The following is a 16,588-nucleotide window of genomic DNA, read 5'->3' on the forward strand; positions in this document are numbered from 1 at the left end:
GGGGAGAAACCGCTTGGTAATCAACTCTCCCCCTGTGTAAGGGGGAGCCGGAGGGGGTAGTTTTCTCCATTTTCATCTTTTATCCTAAATTCTCCCCGTCTTCGGGAAGCCTTCCACTCTAAATTCTAAATTCTAAATTCTAAATTCTTTTCATCTTTTGATTTTGGTAGGCGGCTCCTTACTCTGCACCAAATCCAACCCCGCCTCCTGAATCCGTTTCTCCACCTCCGAGGGAACACTGATCCTCATCAACTCCGAGGCCGTCGTGATCGACTCGAAACGCAACTCGCTCAACTCCTTCTCCATGCTCACCTTCTTCATGTACAACTTCTCCGTTGCATACCCGTTAGCGATATAAACGATTCCCAAAAAAGTCAGAAAAAGAATAAACCCGATGTTCTTACGCAACACCGTGTCCGCCAGCAAACGCCCGTCCAGCAACTCCTTCATCGAATCCCCCAGCACCTCCTTCTGTTCCTGCAACGGTGGCACAAAATCCTTTACCTTCTTTTTCTTAAACCACATAGTAATTAATTTAAAATTTAAAGTTTAGAATGAAAAAGATTCCGTGATTGCCGATTCGATGATTGAGTGATTAAAATCACTTAATCACCAATCACCTAATCACTTAATCATCTTTTCGTTTTTCCGCGATCCGCAACTTCGCGCTTCTCGCTCTCGGGTTTCTTTCAATCTCTTCCTCCGACGGCACGATCACCTTCCGGTTCACCAACTCGAAATTCCGTTTCACGTGACCATAAAAATCCTTCTCCACCTTCCCCTCGAAATTACCGCTCTTCAAAAAGTTCTTCACGATCCGGTCTTCCAACGAGTGATACGTGATCACCACCAACCGACCGCCGGGACGCAATGCCCGCTCCGCCTCCTTCAACATATCCTCCAGTGCCTCCAACTCCCCGTTCACCTCGATACGCAAAGCCTGATACACCTGCGCCAAGTACTTCTTCTCCTTCTGTTTCGGCACGCAGGGAGCGATCACCTGCAAAAACTCCTCCGAGCGAGTGATCATCTTCTCCGTCCGGGCCTTCACGATCAGGTCAACCAACCGTCTCACGTTATCCACCTCCCCGTAGTTCCTGAAAATCCGGGTCAAATCCTCCTCGCTATATGTATTCAGAATATCCGTGGCCTTCAGCCGGCTCCGCTGGTTCATCCGCATGTCCAACTCCGCGTCAAACCGGAAGGAGAACCCCCGCCCCGCCTCGTCGAACTCGTGCGACGACACGCCCAAGTCGGCCAGAATCCCGTCCGCCTCGTCGTACCCGCAGTACCGCAGAAAATTCCGCAGATACCTGAAATTATGATTCACGAAAATAAACCGACTATCATCCGGCACGTTAGCCAGCGCGTCGGAATCCTGATCGAAACCGATCAGGCAACCATCTTTCAATCGTTTTAAAATCTCTCTCGAATGACCGCCGCCCCCGAAAGTCAAATCAAGATACACCCCATCCGGATCAATATTCAACCCCGAAACGGACTCTTCCAACAATACCGGCACGTGATACATGGTTACACAAATTTAAAGTTAAAAAATAAAAACATAAACATCTCGTCGATAGGCAATTAATCCATCAGCCCTACAAACCGATTTGCGACGTCAAAAGTACAAATTCATCCGTATTCATCGTACTCTCTTCATACTTTATTTTACCCCAAATCTCGATTTTCGAATCCTGCCCCACCATCACGATCTCATCCCCCTCGATACCGATGCTATCCAGCATCCTACGCGGAATCAACACGCGCCCGTTCCCGTCCAGCTCCACCTCCTGCGCCCCCCGGAAAAACTCCCGGAAAAAACGCACCTGTTCCCGGTTAAACTGGCTCAACTTCTCCCTCAACCCCGCGATCAACTTCAACCACTCATCCTTCGGGTAAACGTCAATACATTCATCGAAAATATTCCGCCGCATCACAAACGACACCTCTCCCGCCGCCTGCATTTCCTTCCGGAAAACAGCCGGAACAACCCCTCGTCCCTTGCTATCTAGCTTGCATGTATAATCTCCAATAAATGACAACATATTACTTCCCTAATTTGTGATGTAAAGTTATAAAATTATTTCCCACTTTAAACCACTTTCCCCCACCTTTTTTCTAACAAAACAACAAAATCCTAACCATCAACACCTTATGAAAGCAATTGAAAATTGAAAATTGAAAATGAGAGGACTACCCCCTCCGCCTCCCCCTCTACACCTACTCTACACCTACTCTTTATACACATCTCTTAGAGCGGGATAGTATTTTAGCTCCTCCTCTGTTCATAGAGGAGGTGGCTGCGAAGCAGACGGAGGAGTTTGTTGCCATGTAAACACTTCATTTACAAGAACTCCCTCCCCCTTCGGGTACTCCCTCTATAAACAGAGGGAGAGCTGAGTTACCCTCCGGCTTCGGGAATAGACTTTTATTATATTATATTTTAACTTTCAATAAAACAATCCGTTACGGAGATGTGTATAAAGAGTAGCCTTACACAGGGGGAGTTAGAGGGGGTAGTTCGGCGCCGCCCCGTGCGCCCGGAATCTAAAATCTAAAATCTCTAAATCTAAAATTAGTAAGATCTAAACTCTCTTCAACTTTTATCTTTTAGTTTTTATCTTTTAGTTTTCCCCTCCTATCTCCAACGTAACCAAGTTTTTCGTAACTTCGCGTAAAAGAAAACAAACACGGCAACCATGAATCAATTACCATCCTTTCCCCGCAAAATGCCCATCGGCATACAAAGCTTCGAGAAACTACGTCGCGAAAACTACGTGTACATCGACAAGACAGAAATCATGTACCGCCTCGTCAGCACCTCGAACCCTTACTTCCTGAGCCGTCCCCGCCGTTTCGGCAAGAGTCTCCTACTCTCCACCATGGAAGCTTACTTCCTCGGCAAGCGCGACCTATTCAAGGGCCTCGCCATCGAGCGGCTCGAAACGGAATGGAACACCCACGCCGTACTACACCTCGACCTCAACGCCGAGAAATACGACTCGCCCGAACGACTGCACGACATGCTCGAACGCCAGCTCCGGGGATGGGAAAAAACCTACGAAACCGGGGGCGAGGGCATCACCCACTCCGGGCGGTTCATGGAAGTCATCAAAAAAGCGAACGAGAAAACCGGGCGCGGCGTGGTCGTCCTCATCGACGAGTATGACAAACCGCTACTCAACAGTTTCCACGACGAGGCATTGCAGAAAGCCTTCCGCGAAACGCTCACCGCCTTCTACACCGTGCTAAAAAGTGCCGACCAGTGGCTGCGATTCGTCTTCATCACCGGTGTCACCAAGTTCGCCCAGATGGGGATTTTCAGCAACCTCAACCAGCTGAAAGACATCAGTCTCGACCCTAGGTACGCCGCGCTCTGCGGCCTTACCGGCGACGAGATTCGTGCCGACTTCGTCCCGGAACTAAAACTACTGGCCAAAGAAAATAACCTCGACGACGAGGCGTGCATGGAACGCCTCACCCGGATGTATGACGGGTACCATTTCAACTATCGCGATATGGTGGGCATCTACAACCCGTTCAGCATACTCAACGTGCTGGATTCAACCATGTTCGAGAACTACTGGTTCGCCAGCGGCACTCCTACCTTCCTCGCCGAGATGCTGAAAAAGACCGACTTCGACCTGCGGGAACTCGACGGCATAGAGGTCTCCGCCGCCTCCCTCTCCGACGACCGGGCCAACATCAACAACCCCGTCCCCATGATCTACCAGAGCGGATACCTCACCATCAAGAAATACGACGAACGTTTCCAGATATACACCCTAGGGTTCCCCAACGACGAGGTGAAATACGGGTTTCTAAACTTCGTCACCCCCTTCTACACCCCCGTGGCCGAATCGGAGACGAGTTTCTACATCGGCAAATTTATTCACGAGCTGGAATCGGGTGATGTCGATGCCTTCCTCACCCGCCTGCGAGCCTTCTTCGCCGGCATCTCCTACGAGCTGAACAACCGCACGGAACGCCACTACCAGACGATCTTCTACCTCGTCTTCAAACTCATGGGACAATTCGCCGAGACCGAAGTCCGGAGCGCCAAGGGACGGGCCGATGCCGTCGTGAAAACTGCCGACTACATCTACGTCTTCGAGTTCAAACTCGACGGCTCCGCCGACCAAGCCCTCGCCCAGATCAACGACCGGGGCTACCTCATTCCCTACACCGTTGACGGCCGGAAACTCGTCAAAATCGGTGTCAACTTCGACCCCGCCCAAAGAAACATCGGCGATTGGAAAAGAGAAGAGGAAAAATAAAAACTAAAAGATAAAAACTACCCCCTCTAACTCCCCCTTACACAGGGGGAGGACTAAAATACTACCTGTCTTCGGGAAGTTTCACCAGCTCCTCCTCTGTTCATAGAGGAGGTGGCTGCGAAGCAGACGGAGGAGTTTTTTGAGGATAAAATACCTTTTGACACACCCTCCCAGAGGGAGTTCAATCTAAAATCTAAAATCATTAAATCTAAAATCAGCAAGGCCTCGTGCGGCTGGAATCTAAAATCTAAAATCACTTAATCACTTAATCACCAAAGGTGTTCACTATCCGAAAACTCCGTCCTCCCCGGGTTCATGAAAAAAGGATACACGTGAACCTCCGTCCCGAAACGAGAATCCAGCACCAGCGTGTACCTCCCCGTAGAGCGCAACGCCCCCGTGTCCTTGATAACCATCGGGCGTTTCGGGAACTTCTCGTACAGCACCCCCACGCACAACTCGTCACGCGGGGAACAATGCGCCGAGTGGCGATTATCGCGCCACGTGATCGTCACCGTCCCCTTCTCGCGCGTGACGGCCAGATTCCACGGCAACCACAACGTGCCGACACTGAAACGGAAAAGCCGGAAACAAGCCACCGCGCCACCTTCCAGCTTGTCGTAATTCACGTGAAACATGAAATTATCCCCCGTCATGCCACCCCCGTACTTCGCCGCGGCAATCCTCCACGCCAGCAAATCCCCCATCGCGTTATTCAGCCGCGCGAAAAACTTCCTCGACGAACCGAAATCCTCGTTCGTGCGCGCCATCTCCGGGTGTTTCTCCCGGGTCACCTTCACGTGATTCTTCGCCAACCGGAACACCCACTTCCCCATCCGCTTGAACCCCGTCACCGTCCGTAAACGAACCCGGCTCACCCCGGTCATATCCAATATAGTCATCTCAATTTTAGATTTACTAATTTTAAATTTTAGATTCCGGGCGCAGGGGAAAATTTAGAATTTAGAGTTTAGAATTTAGAATGGAAAGCTTCCCGAAGGCGGTGTGTATTCTAACTGGGGCTGTCTAAAAAGTCATTTTTCAAACTCCCTCCCCCCTTCGGGGTATTGAGCCCGGAAGCCGGTCTCGAATCGGCTCTCGCTCGACAGACAACGAGTAAACTCTCTGTCTGTCCTCGCTTACTCGCCGATTTCCCTCTATAAACAGAGGGAGAGTTGAAATACTCCCTGTCTTCGGGAAGAGTCACCAGCTCCTCCTCTGTTTATAGAGGAGGTGGCACGAAGTGACGGAGGAGTTTTTGGAAATAAAATGACTTTTGGGACAACCCCCACCCCGAAGGGGGGATGGGGAGGGAGAACAGAGGAGGAGCTAAAATACCATCTTGCTCTCAAAGTGAAATTCTAAACTCTAAATTCTAAATTTCTTCTAGCTTTCCAATTACCAACGTCACCCCCTTCTTCTCCAACTCCCCGGCATTCGTGACATCCGGCTCCACCTTCTTGGCCTTGATCCCGTTAAAGCCCGTCACCGCCCCGTTATCCCCCGGAACGCGAATCACGCAATTCGAAAGCGTGACCAACGGAGCCTCTGCCCCATAACCATTCCCGATAGCCGCGGCCTCTTTCCCCCCGTCCACCGTCCCGGCCTTCACCTCTCCCCCGGAAATCGTGATATTCCCGCAAGTTGAGGAGAAAGCACCACAACCAATTCCCGCCGCCTCCATACCCCCTGTCGCCGTCACCTTCCCCCCGGAGATCAGAATCTCTCCACAACGACTATAATAATACCCGCTACCGATACCTGCACTACCATTCCCGCCTTCCGCCACCACAACGCCCCCGGAGATCGTGATATCCCCGCAAGTTCCCTGATACCCGCTACCGATTCCCGCCCCGAATTCTCCTCCCTTCGCCACCAACGTCCCCGCCCCGCGCAAAGTCACCGTCGTCCCCTCCGCGTTATACAACGCGCTATATCCCGTTGTCTTGGCCACCAACCGATTCTCCCCGAAAAGCTCGAAAGTCACCTTTCCCCCGCCAACCGTTATCGGGGTACCATTATATGCCTCTATATTCACGTTCACCAATGCCACCGTCATATCCCCGTCAAACGTGATCCTGCCACTCGTCACCCCGTTTCCCACGAGGATCACCTCCCCGCTACCGGAAATGCTCATATCTTTATTCCCGGCCAGCACCACCTCTTTCAACTTCACCGTGTAGCTGTTCACCTTTCCCGCCTCCGGCATCTTCCCCGCCGCGGGCGTGTAAATGAAACTCTTTCCCCCCACCTCCACGCGCACCCCGATCTCCCCCGGAACCACCAGCGCCTCGAACAGGCCCGCCCTCGCGTTGGCATGAGCCGCGATGCACCCGGTGCCTCCCCCCGTCGTCATCACCCCCTCCCGGAACTCCACCGCCGTCTTTCCCAGCACGCTCACCTTCACCCCCTTCACGGGCAACAACTTGTCATCACGATCCATCACATCCACCCGCACCCTCGCCAGCGCGTGAGTGAACCCCAAGTCGGCCACCTCCCCGAAATTACACGTCGTGCTGGCCGTCAACACGTCCAGTCCCGCGGCGTCAAAATCCGCGTTCCCGTCCTCCTGCGTGCTAATATCCGTCGCGTCCACGGGGTACCACGCCGTCACCGTCCCCTCGCCCACGCTCCGCCAGTAAGCGGCACTCTCCGCCTCGACATTCCCCGCGTCGTCCGTCACCCGGTAAATCCCCGAACTACTCTCCCCGTTCGCCGACGTCACCTTCACCCCGATCCGGTCACCCGCCTTCCACACCTTCTTCACATCCAGCCCCCTCGACCCGTCCTCCACCCGTGCCGTCACCTCCAACGCGTACCGTCCCTCCGGCAACCGCTCCTCCCCACCATCCGAACACCCCGCCACCCCCATCACCATCCCCGCCAACACCCCAAACATCACCCGCCGGAAAAACGAATTACAAATTACAAATCCACAAATTACAAATCCTTTCATCTCTTTATCTTTTAGTTCTTTAACTTTTATCACAAAATAGTATTCCAACTCCTCCTCTGTTCTCCCTCCCCATCCCCCCTTCGGGGTACTTCCCCTCAGGCAGGGGAAGAAAGAGGTGGCTGCGAAGCAGACGGAGGAGTTCATTGCCATGGAAACACCTTATTTACAAGAACTCCCTCCCCCCTTCGGGGTACTCCCTCTATAAACAGAGGGAGAGCTGAAATACTCACCGTCTTCGGGAAAACTTCCCATTTTCCATTCTAAATTCTAAATTCCTTCCACCCTTACTCCCTTCTCCCTCATCTCCTCCCCATCGCCCAAGTCAGGCACCACGCTCCCCGCGACAATCCCGTTCGCCCCGCTCAATCCCCCCTTCCCGTCACCGGGAACATGAATCTCGCAATTCTCCAGCACGATCGACGAGCAAGGACCATTCTTCCCGGCCCCGATCGCCGCGGCACCGTCACTCCCCCTCGCCGTCACCTTCCCCCCGGTAATCGTGATACTCCCACACCCGGCATTACTACTTCCACCGATACCCGCGTTCCCCTGATCACCCAAGCCTCCCGTCGCCTCGATCGTCCCGCTCTCTATCACCAGATCACCCGCCGAATGATCCATATAGCTACCAATCCCGGTTCCCCCCACACTCTCCGCGATCAGCTTTCCTTCCCCGCGCAGCGTCACCTTGCAACCCGGCTTGTAGTACAATCCACTATAATACCCCCTACCAGTTAACCTGTTCGTCCCCACCAGCACGATCACCGGATTACCACTCGACACCTGAATCGATGATACATACCACCCCTCTATCGTCGCATCCACCAAATACACCGTCGGGCTACCCTTGATGATCAAACTATAGTATTTACTCTCCCCCGAAACACAATAAACCCCGTCATCAGCAATCGTGTAATTACCTCCCGAAGACAAATCCACCTGCCGCATCATCCCCGCCTCGCCCCCGTCGCTCGTCCCGGTCTCCCAAGCGCTGATGCTCGTCGAAACCAGCTCCAGCCTCTCCTTCCCCACGTAAATATTATACCTGTACTTCTTCCCGCTCTCCAACGTCACGTTACTATAATAAAACAACACCTTCCCGTCCTTTAAATCTACACGTATAAATAAGCCAGTTCCGGGCACCGCGATCGCCTCCCCGTACTCCGTGTTCCCGTCAAAATTCCCGGTAACCCTCGTGTCTATCGTTATAAGCCCAATAGAACTCCCATCCGGAGCAATCATCTTCCCCCGCTCCGCGGCATTCTCCATCACGGCCTCCTTGTCCGGCATGAAATACCCTCTATTAACCGTACCTCCAACACTAACAACAGCCCCCGTCAAATCCCCCACCTCATCGCTCGCCTTCAGCGCCACCTCCACCTTCGAGAGCAGGTGATAGAACGTCAACTCCCGTGTCGTCACCCCGTCACTCTCCCTCCCGCGGCTCACCCCCCGCTCGATGGCGAACAACAGGTCCGACTTCGCGCGATTCGCCACGCCTATCTCCCCGGCCTGCATACGCTCCACCTCGCAATATAGCATAGCAGGAAACCCCATCACCCCCTCCTCGATCACGTAATTGAAATTCCCGTGCATCGCGTAAATATTCACGTCGTTCCCGTTCTCCGGGAAATAGCACGTCGTCCCGTCCAGCCCCCCGTTCCCGTCCGCCTCCAGCCGCCACGCCTTCACGTGAGCCACCGCCGGGTTCACCGCCTCGTCCACCCACGCGTGGACCACCTCCCCCGCCGCGATCACTTCCCCCGCCGCCGCGCCGCGGGCAACCACCTCGCCCTTGACCGCCCCCGTCAGGCGCAACTCCTCGGGACCGCCTCCCGGCCCCTCCCCGCCATCATGACACGCGACAGCCATCGCCGCCACCGCCACCACTATCATTAACCTCGTTTTCATAATCCTCCTTTCTCTCGTTCATGTTCATTCTGCAAAACCCGTCTCACCGCCGTCCCCGTTCCCCGCCGTCCAGCCCACCACGGTGGACGTCACCTCCACCGACCGTTTCCCGATCGTCATCGTGTACACGTACTTGTTCCCCGCCACGAACTCCTTCGACAACGGTGAATCCTTGAGATACCACTTGTACTCGGAACCGTTCTTCAACTTGAACCAGAAATACATCGCGTAAGTAGATGCCCTCGGCAACACGATCCCCTCGGCCCGCGTCCCGCCTGCCGCTGTCAGCAATGTAACACCTCCGGTAACGTTCATTATCTCGATCGTCCCGCCTTCCGCCACCTTACACTTCGCAATTGCATGTTGATTCGTGATATACACCTCCATCCCCTCCAAATCCGCCGCCGACAGCGACTTCCCGTCCGGCCGTATCGTCAGGTCCAACTTCACCAGCTTGTGGCGGAACACGAACCCCACCCCCGGTGCCTTCTTCGTCACCCCCGTCACCTTGTCGGCCACCATCAAGTCAATGTCCCGCTGCGGGTCCTGCCACCTCAGGTCTATATAGTACTCCCCGTCCTTCAAATCCTCCCGGTACGGGTAATAAGCCGTGAAATCCCTCGCCGTCCCGTCCGACGGCAAATAAATAGTCTCCCCGTCCGCCGCCTCGAAACTCCCCGCCTTCGCGGTCTCCCCCGTCACGTACTTCCGGTTCACTTCCCCCGTCGTCGCGCCATCCAGCATATAAACCCCGATCGCGTCCCCCTTCTCCCACGTGTCCTCGCTTGCCCGTGCCAACCCCACGATCCCCCCATCCACGCGCAACGCCACCCCCTCGTTCCCTTCCCCCTCGCTCCCCGCGTCACTACACCCCGCCATCGCCAAAACTACCAAAACCACCCCCGCCACCTTCCAGCCCGCCAACCTACAAATCCCAAATTTCTTTACATCCTGTTTCATAACCATCCATTATTAATTTTAAATTCTAAATTCCAGCCACACACAAGGCTCCCCCTTCTAAATTTCCTACTTTAAACTTTTATCTTTTAGTTTTTATCTTTTAATATAGTAACTCAACTCTCCCTCTGTTTATAGAGGGAGTACCCCGAAGGGGGGAGGGAGTTCTTGTAAATAAAGCGTTCCCACTGCAACAAACTCCTCCGTCCGCTTCGCGTCCACCTCCTCTATGAACAGAGGAGGAGCTGAAATACCCCCCATCTTCGGGAAACTTTTCATTTCTAATTCAACTTTTATCTTTTAGTCTTTATCTTTTATCTTCCGAAGGGGGTAGTTGTTTTTCCATTCTAAATTCTAAACTCTAAATTCTAAATTACCTCTATTTCTCCATTCTCCACCACCTTCCACCCCTCGATCACCGCCCCGACCTCTCCCGCCGCGGGCAACTCCAGCGTCGCGTCCAGCACCAGTGGCTCCACCCCGTCACCGAACCTCGCCAACGCCCCCGTCAAATCCGTCACCACCCGCTCCACGCGTCCCCCCGCCATCCGAATCGCCAGCGTCAGCACCTGTTTCTCCCCCGCCACGACACCCAGCAACCGCACCCGCGCCGCGAAACCCTCTCCTCCCGTCACGCTCCCGAACACGGGAGCCACCGTCCCCACCGCCCCGGCAGGCACCTCCCCCGTCCTCACGTCCAGTAACGACGCGATCCCCGTCAACCCCGCCTCGACCGCCTCCACGCGCCCCGCGTCACCGGGTGACAACTTCAACACCAGCTCCAGCGTCCGTGTCCGTTGCCTCATCCGCAGCGTCACCCGCGTCGTGTCGTCCGCCACGGCATCCACCGTTCCCGTCCCCGTGAACAGGAAACCCGGCAACGGCTCCAGCGTCCCGTCAGCCAGCACCTCCACCACCGCGACCGAATCGCGAAAACCGACCCCTTCCGCCCGGTTAAAAGCCACCAAGTCATGCTTCCCCGGATCGTGCAACCCGCACGTCGCCCCCTCCTTCTCCACCACGACCCCCGCGCCGTCCACGCCATCCACGTACAACTCCCACGTCCCCGGCACCGCCGCGTCCGACGAGCGGCCCGACCAGTCCGCCGCCACCATCACCGTCCCCAGATCCGGGTAAGGCGTGTTATGCAACTCGTCCTTCACGCACCCCCAGCAACAGGCCCACAACAACCCGCCGAACGCCAACCGCGTCCATCTTCGTCTATCTCTTTTCATACCGATCCTAAATTTTAAATTCCAAATTAATCCCGAAACGATTCACGCCCCAGTACCCCTTCTTCACCTCCCGTCCCCGCACCCGGGTATCGTGGATCAGCCTGTACTTCTCGTACTTCCCCCGCGTGTACCCCGCGCCGACCTCGACATCCAACGACCACCGCCGCCCGAGCCACCACCGGCGACCACCCGCGACACCGCCACCGAGATAATCCCCCTGTCGCCCCGTCTTTCCCGGCTTGTAATTAAACTCCCCGCCTTGACCGAACACCCCGACGTGCCACCCGCCCGGCAAGTAATAACGCACCCCCGGCGACACGCACCACAAGGCATACCTCCGCCCGCCGCGGCTCCACGATGTCCACGTCCCGTTCACCACCACGCCCCAGCCACCGTTCGACCGCCACTCCACCCCCACGTCCGGCGTCAACGTCACCCACCGGGCCAGATTCGCCCGCAACGTGAACCCTCGCGGCCCCAGCCTCTCTCCCCCGTCCCACACCTCGCCGCCGCGGGACAAAAACTCCGCGATCGTCCAGCTCTCCCGTCCCATCGCCTCCCGCCTCGGTCGATCGCGACGAATCTCCACGTTCTCCGCCCGACGGGCCCGCCCCGTCCAGCTCTCCTTTTCCCGCGTACTATCACGCCACGAAAACAACAATTCCTCTCCCGCCGACACGGGCAACGGCAAAACCGCGAACACCCGTGTCACGAGAAACATACTCATTAATAATGTAAATACTCTTTTCATCAGCATACATATTATTATGATCGTGTTATATCAAAAAACGATCGTTTAAAGCGGATTTAAAAATGAAAAATCGTTTCGTTTTCCGCATCCGTGTAACTTATTGTTGCTCAGAATCGAAAATAGTTTGCATTTAAATTTGCATATTTCGAAAATATAGCTAAATTGCAGAATCTTTAAACGATCGTTTATTCAGATTCCAATCGTCCCGTTTCACCCCCTTTCCACGCGAACCGACACATCCAACATCAGAACACCATATACCCCAATATTACACCACCCCCATTCTCACGAGAAACAATCCCCAACGCCCATCACTTAACTAAATATCACGTGTCACACACCTAATAACACCCCTGCCCGGGCAGGCTTCTAGCAGGTTAATAGCAGGCTTTAAGCAGGCTATATACCTTCTCAGCCCTTTGCCGGCGCGGGCTGCCGGAGGTCAAAAACAATAAAAACGTGTAAAACACTAAAAACCAATACCATAAAATTCCATTATGTTTCATACAATTTTACACTAAAATTATTTAACTACATTAAAAATACTTTAAAAATAATACTCATTTTACTTGTTTTCCCCGAATAATAGTTTCAACTTTGCACTACAACATGGAAACAAAACCACCAACGAAGTGCTTTTCGTGAGGAGAAAAGCACCGGAAGAAAATCGCGGCAAGCGCGTCACCCCGTGACCGCCACCGCGGAAACGCGGGAACATCCCCTCACGATGTCCCCCGCGTCACGAACGGGAAAAGCCCCTCGTTCCCGGGCAAAACACCCCGGCAACGACGCCCCCGCGGGTAACACGACAAAAAACAAAACCGTCCCCCCGGCATAAAACAAAAACACCGGGCGGGCGGCACCACACCTCTAAAAAGAAAAATCATGAGTAAAGGAAAATCAGCGATATTCTGGGAATTACGCAAGAGTATCGGACAGCACAAATTCTCCACCCGTCCCGATGGCGAGATCATCGGCAGCATGAAAGGCAAGAAAGACCCCACCTACAAGGACCCCGCGAAACGCGAGAAACGGGACCTGCGCATTGCCGGGTACGGGGGCAGCGGGAAAGTCACCCGCGTCCTCAAAGTCATCCTCCGCGAGGGATTCCTTGAACGCAAACGCAACCAGAGCCCGGCCAACGCCTTCGTCCAGAAGAACGTGAAAACGCTCTGCACCGCCACCCGCGACAAGGACACCAAGGAAATCGTGCTGGAGTACGACTTCGACAACATGTCCGTCTCCTCCGGCTCCCTCGACGCCCCGAACGTTGACGTCGCCGTCAACCTCGAAGAGGGCATCGTCACCTTCACCCAGACCGCGGAAGTCATCCCCGGTGGCCTCGCCCGCGACGACGACAAGCTCTTCGCCTGCCTCTTCTCCGTGAACAACGCCGACGGCCCCGTCCCCGCCATCGAGTACCTCATGCGCGGTATGCTCGAAACCTTGCGGCAAAGAGGCGAGAACGGCATCACCTCCACCGTCATCCCCGCGGGCTGGAACAAGGTCAACCTCTTCATCTACACCTTCGCCGCCTCCGCCGATGGCACCTACTCCTCGCCCACCGTCCGCTCCTACCCGCCCCCCACGGCCCGGGAAATCGCCCTCGCCAAAGTCGAGCAGGAATGGGAAGACGCCCGCCTACACCTCGCCATCCTCCGCAACACCGCCACCGACGAGCAACTCGAAGCCATCGACCGGGCCAAAAAAGAGGAAAAAACTGTCGCCTCCCGCGCCGAAAAAGACGCCCTCCGCGCCGGCCTCCCCCCCTTCGAAGCCAAACTCACCGGCCTCCGTGCCGGCATCGACAGGCTGAAAGGAATTTAGAATTTAGTTTTTAACTTTAAAGCAAGATAGCATTCCAGCTCCTCCTCTGTTCATAGAGGAGGTGGCTGCGAAGCAGACAGAGGAGTTTTTTGAGGATAAAATACCTTTTGACACACCCTCCCAGAGGGGGTTCAATCTAAAATCTAAAATCCAAAACCTCCACCTCATCCTCCAACCCAATCATCGCGTTCACCAGCAACGCCCGCCGGAAACGACGAATATCCTCCACCCGGATCGGGCACGCCTGAATCCTCCCCTCGTCCAACAAACTCTGCCGCCTAGTCCCCTCAAGCAAACAAGTCTCCGGCGTGTAAAGACCACCCCCCGCATCCTCGAACACCACGTTCGTAAAAGAGGTATCGGTCACCCATCCATCCCGCACGATCAACACGTCATCACACTCCCCCCGCTTTTCCAGCAAACGGGCAAACACCGACCGATCCGTCGATTTGTAGCGGTAGTCCACGCCATCCCCATTCACCAGTCGCAAACTCCTGATCCGCCTCATCACGTAAGGCTGAAAACTCACCTCCCGGACCTCCGAATCATACACCACCCGACACTTCACCAACCCGGAACACATCGCGGCCGGAACAACCATCCGCCCGACCTCCCACGCGAGAGGCTTCCCGAAAAAGGCCTCCGCCGTCGCCCTTGCCCTTCGCTCGTGGGCTTCCAAATTATAAAACTGCCCGTCCAGCACCTTGATCGTCTCGATAAAACGCTCCATAACAAATTTATTTAGAAACTTATATACAAATTCATAGCAAATTAACTCCCTCCCGGCTTCGCCGTACTCCCTCTATAAACAGAGGGAGAGCTAAGTAACTCTCTGTCTTTAGGATGAAGTACCAGCTCCTCCTCTGTTTATAGAGGAGGTGGCACGAAGTGACGGAGGAGTTTGAGCATGATTACTTATCGAACGGAAGATACACCTTTGCCAGCACCTCCTCGTACTCCGCCCGGCACTCACTATTAATCGTGATTCCCCCGCCACTACGAAAATAATACCGCCCGTCACGCACCTCTATATAGCGAATCATCACCGCCGAATCCAGCCTCTTCCCGTCAAAATACCCGAAGACACCCGTGTAAAACCCTCTCCGTTCACCCTCCGCCCGGGCAATAATACGTAACGTCGAAGGTTTCGGCGCACCCGAAATAGACCCGGCAGGCAACATCCCGAAAACCACCTCCCCCAAACGGGAATAATAATCCCCCGTCAACCGTCCCGTCACCTCCGAACTCACTTGGAGAATTTCCCCCCGGCTCACCCGCAAACGATCGATATACCGGAAACGCCGCACGTCCACCCGTTCCGCCACCCGGTTAAGATCATTCCGGATCAAATCCACGATCGTGTTATGCTCCGAACGCTCCTTGTAATCCTCCAGAATCACCCGCCCCGCGTCAGGCACCGAGGCATCAATCGTTCCCTTCATCGGGTAAGAAGAAATCACCCCCTCGTCCACCCGCACGAAAATCTCCGGCGAGAAACAGACAAATCGCCCCGGAACCAACAAACGGTAAGGCGACCGGGCACGGTGGAAAATCTCTTCCAACGTCCAGCCCGTCTCCAACCCCGTTGCCACCGTCAGGTTCAACAAAAAAGAATCGCCGCGAGCCAATCCCTCCCGCACCGCGGCAAACTTCTCCCGGTAAACCTCGTATGCCACCGGATTCGGGGAAAACACCCTTTCCGACACCTCCCCCGGCATCCCTTCCCTCACCGGGGAATTAGTGACACCCCCGGCCTCGAAAAGAATCTCTTGCTGTCCCAACGGGTCGGACACGAAAAAGCCTTCCGACAACTCGAAATCAACACCGAACAAAAACGGTTCCCGCCGGGCTCCCGCCTCGTTCATGCACACCCGGACCTCGTTTGCTGTAATCATACTCATAACCCCAAAGACGGTCAGTGACCCCGTCCCCTCACGTAAAAGAAATGTTTTAAAAACAAAGGTTGCTCCTCACCCGGAGCATTATAAAAACTCTCCAAGAAACGATTGAACGGCTGCCGTCCCTCCGCGGCATAACGCACCGCGTCGTCGGTAATGTCCTCGAAAGTAATCGTCACATCACGCCGAGGCACGAAAAACAGCAAATTCGCCAGCACGTAAAAAACCCCTTTCAGATAAGTCCACGCGAAATTCGGCGAGCGCCCCGTCTTGGCCCTTGACCACATACTCCCCCACAAACCCCGGATGCGCATACCCACGACACGCGTTCCCTCCGGCAACTGGTGGCACACCTGCCAAGCCCCCTGTTTGTTCCCCACACGCTCCAACCCGCTACTCGTCAACTGCCCCGCCGGGTAAAGCAACACGTTATGCCCCGCCGCCAAAGCATCGACCACCACCCGGTTCAACCCCGCCACGATCTCCACCCCCCGGCGGCTCTTCTCCAAATCCGGTACCCGCACCGCGTTCATCAAGTGCAACACCTGAGCCACCACCGGGATTTTAAAATACCCTTCCGTCACCAACGGCGACACATCCACGTAACGTAACAACTGAGAACAAACAATCTGCGGATCGACCGACGCCTGATGATTAGGCAAAAACAACGTTGCCCGCCGCTCGGCCAGCAACCCCGCCCCCTCAAGGCGCACCCGGTAACGGGCGCTCAAAACGCCCCGGTAAAAGGCCGCCAATACCTTCTTATAACCCAT

At 54.8% G+C, this 16,588-nt stretch carries 15 protein-coding genes; 2 read left to right on the forward strand and 13 right to left on the reverse strand.

Annotated features, from left to right (window positions below; translation table 11 throughout):
* Window positions 1-150 precede the first annotated feature (150 nt).
* From R8806_RS06375 to R8806_RS06385, 3 genes are all read right to left on the reverse strand, one after another.
* On the reverse strand, window positions 151-525 hold the full coding sequence (locus R8806_RS06375; protein ID WP_151411785.1) for an FtsL-like putative cell division protein: 375 nt from the start codon (window positions 523-525) through the stop codon (window positions 151-153).
* Window positions 526-628: 103 nt separating this feature from the next.
* On the reverse strand, window positions 629-1,531 hold the full coding sequence (gene rsmH, locus R8806_RS06380; RefSeq protein ID WP_087420591.1) for a 16S rRNA (cytosine(1402)-N(4))-methyltransferase RsmH: 903 nt from the start codon (window positions 1,529-1,531) through the stop codon (window positions 629-631).
* Window positions 1,532-1,601: 70 nt separating this feature from the next.
* Window positions 1,602-2,048 carry a division/cell wall cluster transcriptional repressor MraZ gene (locus tag R8806_RS06385; RefSeq protein ID WP_124318463.1) on the reverse strand — a complete coding sequence of 149 codons (447 nt, stop codon included), beginning with the start codon at window positions 2,046-2,048 and terminating at the stop codon, window positions 1,602-1,604.
* A 654-nt stretch (window positions 2,049-2,702) separates the two neighbouring features.
* Between R8806_RS06385 and R8806_RS06390 the strand changes: the two genes are divergently transcribed.
* Window positions 2,703-4,280, forward strand: coding sequence for an ATP-binding protein (locus R8806_RS06390; protein WP_124318272.1), 1,578 nt, complete (start codon window positions 2,703-2,705; stop codon window positions 4,278-4,280).
* Window positions 4,281-4,549: 269 nt separating this feature from the next.
* Here the strand turns inward: R8806_RS06390 and R8806_RS06395 are convergent, their stop codons facing one another.
* From R8806_RS06395 to R8806_RS06425, 7 genes are all read right to left on the reverse strand, one after another.
* Window positions 4,550-5,182, reverse strand: a complete 633-nt coding sequence (locus tag R8806_RS06395) for a hypothetical protein (RefSeq protein WP_124318271.1) — start codon at window positions 5,180-5,182, stop codon at window positions 4,550-4,552.
* 473 nt (window positions 5,183-5,655) lie between these two features.
* Window positions 5,656-7,386: a fimbrillin family protein gene (locus tag R8806_RS06400; RefSeq protein WP_151411786.1), complete on the reverse strand. Its 1,731-nt coding sequence runs from the start codon at window positions 7,384-7,386 to the stop codon at window positions 5,656-5,658.
* Window positions 7,387-7,503: 117 nt separating this feature from the next.
* Window positions 7,504-9,147, reverse strand: a complete 1,644-nt coding sequence (locus R8806_RS06405) for a fimbrillin family protein (RefSeq protein ID WP_183312864.1) — start codon at window positions 9,145-9,147, stop codon at window positions 7,504-7,506.
* Between the two features lie 24 nt (window positions 9,148-9,171).
* Complete coding sequence (locus R8806_RS06410; RefSeq protein ID WP_151412217.1) at window positions 9,172-10,107, reverse strand: fimbrillin family protein; 936 nt, start codon at window positions 10,105-10,107, stop codon at window positions 9,172-9,174.
* A 129-nt stretch (window positions 10,108-10,236) separates the two neighbouring features.
* Window positions 10,237-10,383: a hypothetical protein gene (locus tag R8806_RS06415; protein ID WP_167513951.1), complete on the reverse strand. Its 147-nt coding sequence runs from the start codon at window positions 10,381-10,383 to the stop codon at window positions 10,237-10,239.
* An 89-nt stretch (window positions 10,384-10,472) separates the two neighbouring features.
* A complete protein-coding gene (locus R8806_RS06420; protein WP_151412218.1) occupies window positions 10,473-11,339 on the reverse strand; it encodes a FimB/Mfa2 family fimbrial subunit in 867 nt (288 codons plus the stop codon).
* Between the two features lie 7 nt (window positions 11,340-11,346).
* Window positions 11,347-12,090, reverse strand: a complete 744-nt coding sequence (locus R8806_RS06425) for a DUF3575 domain-containing protein (RefSeq protein ID WP_167513952.1) — start codon at window positions 12,088-12,090, stop codon at window positions 11,347-11,349.
* A gap of 885 nt (window positions 12,091-12,975) precedes the next feature.
* On the opposite strand from R8806_RS06425, the gene R8806_RS06430 reads away from it, so the two are divergent.
* Window positions 12,976-13,917: a hypothetical protein gene (locus R8806_RS06430; protein WP_124318422.1), complete on the forward strand. Its 942-nt coding sequence runs from the start codon at window positions 12,976-12,978 to the stop codon at window positions 13,915-13,917.
* 136 nt (window positions 13,918-14,053) lie between these two features.
* Here R8806_RS06430 and R8806_RS06435 read toward each other — a convergent pair whose 3' ends face one another.
* The 3 genes from R8806_RS06435 to R8806_RS06445 all read right to left on the reverse strand — a co-directional run bounded on the left by R8806_RS06435 (window position 14,054) and on the right by R8806_RS06445 (window position 16,588).
* Entirely contained in the window at window positions 14,054-14,647 is a 594-nt protein-coding gene (locus tag R8806_RS06435; RefSeq protein ID WP_151412220.1) for an aminotransferase class IV, read from the reverse strand.
* A 181-nt stretch (window positions 14,648-14,828) separates the two neighbouring features.
* On the reverse strand, window positions 14,829-15,818 hold the full coding sequence (locus tag R8806_RS06440) for an aminodeoxychorismate synthase component I (RefSeq protein ID WP_373289722.1): 990 nt from the start codon (window positions 15,816-15,818) through the stop codon (window positions 14,829-14,831).
* 14 nt (window positions 15,819-15,832) lie between these two features.
* Window positions 15,833-16,588 (reverse strand): lysophospholipid acyltransferase family protein, encoded by a 756-nt coding sequence (locus R8806_RS06445; RefSeq protein ID WP_151412221.1) that lies wholly within the window; start codon window positions 16,586-16,588, stop codon window positions 15,833-15,835.

The sequence above is a fragment of the Butyricimonas faecihominis genome (assembly GCF_033096445.1).
GTDB classification, from domain to species: domain Bacteria; phylum Bacteroidota; class Bacteroidia; order Bacteroidales; family Marinifilaceae; genus Butyricimonas; species Butyricimonas faecihominis.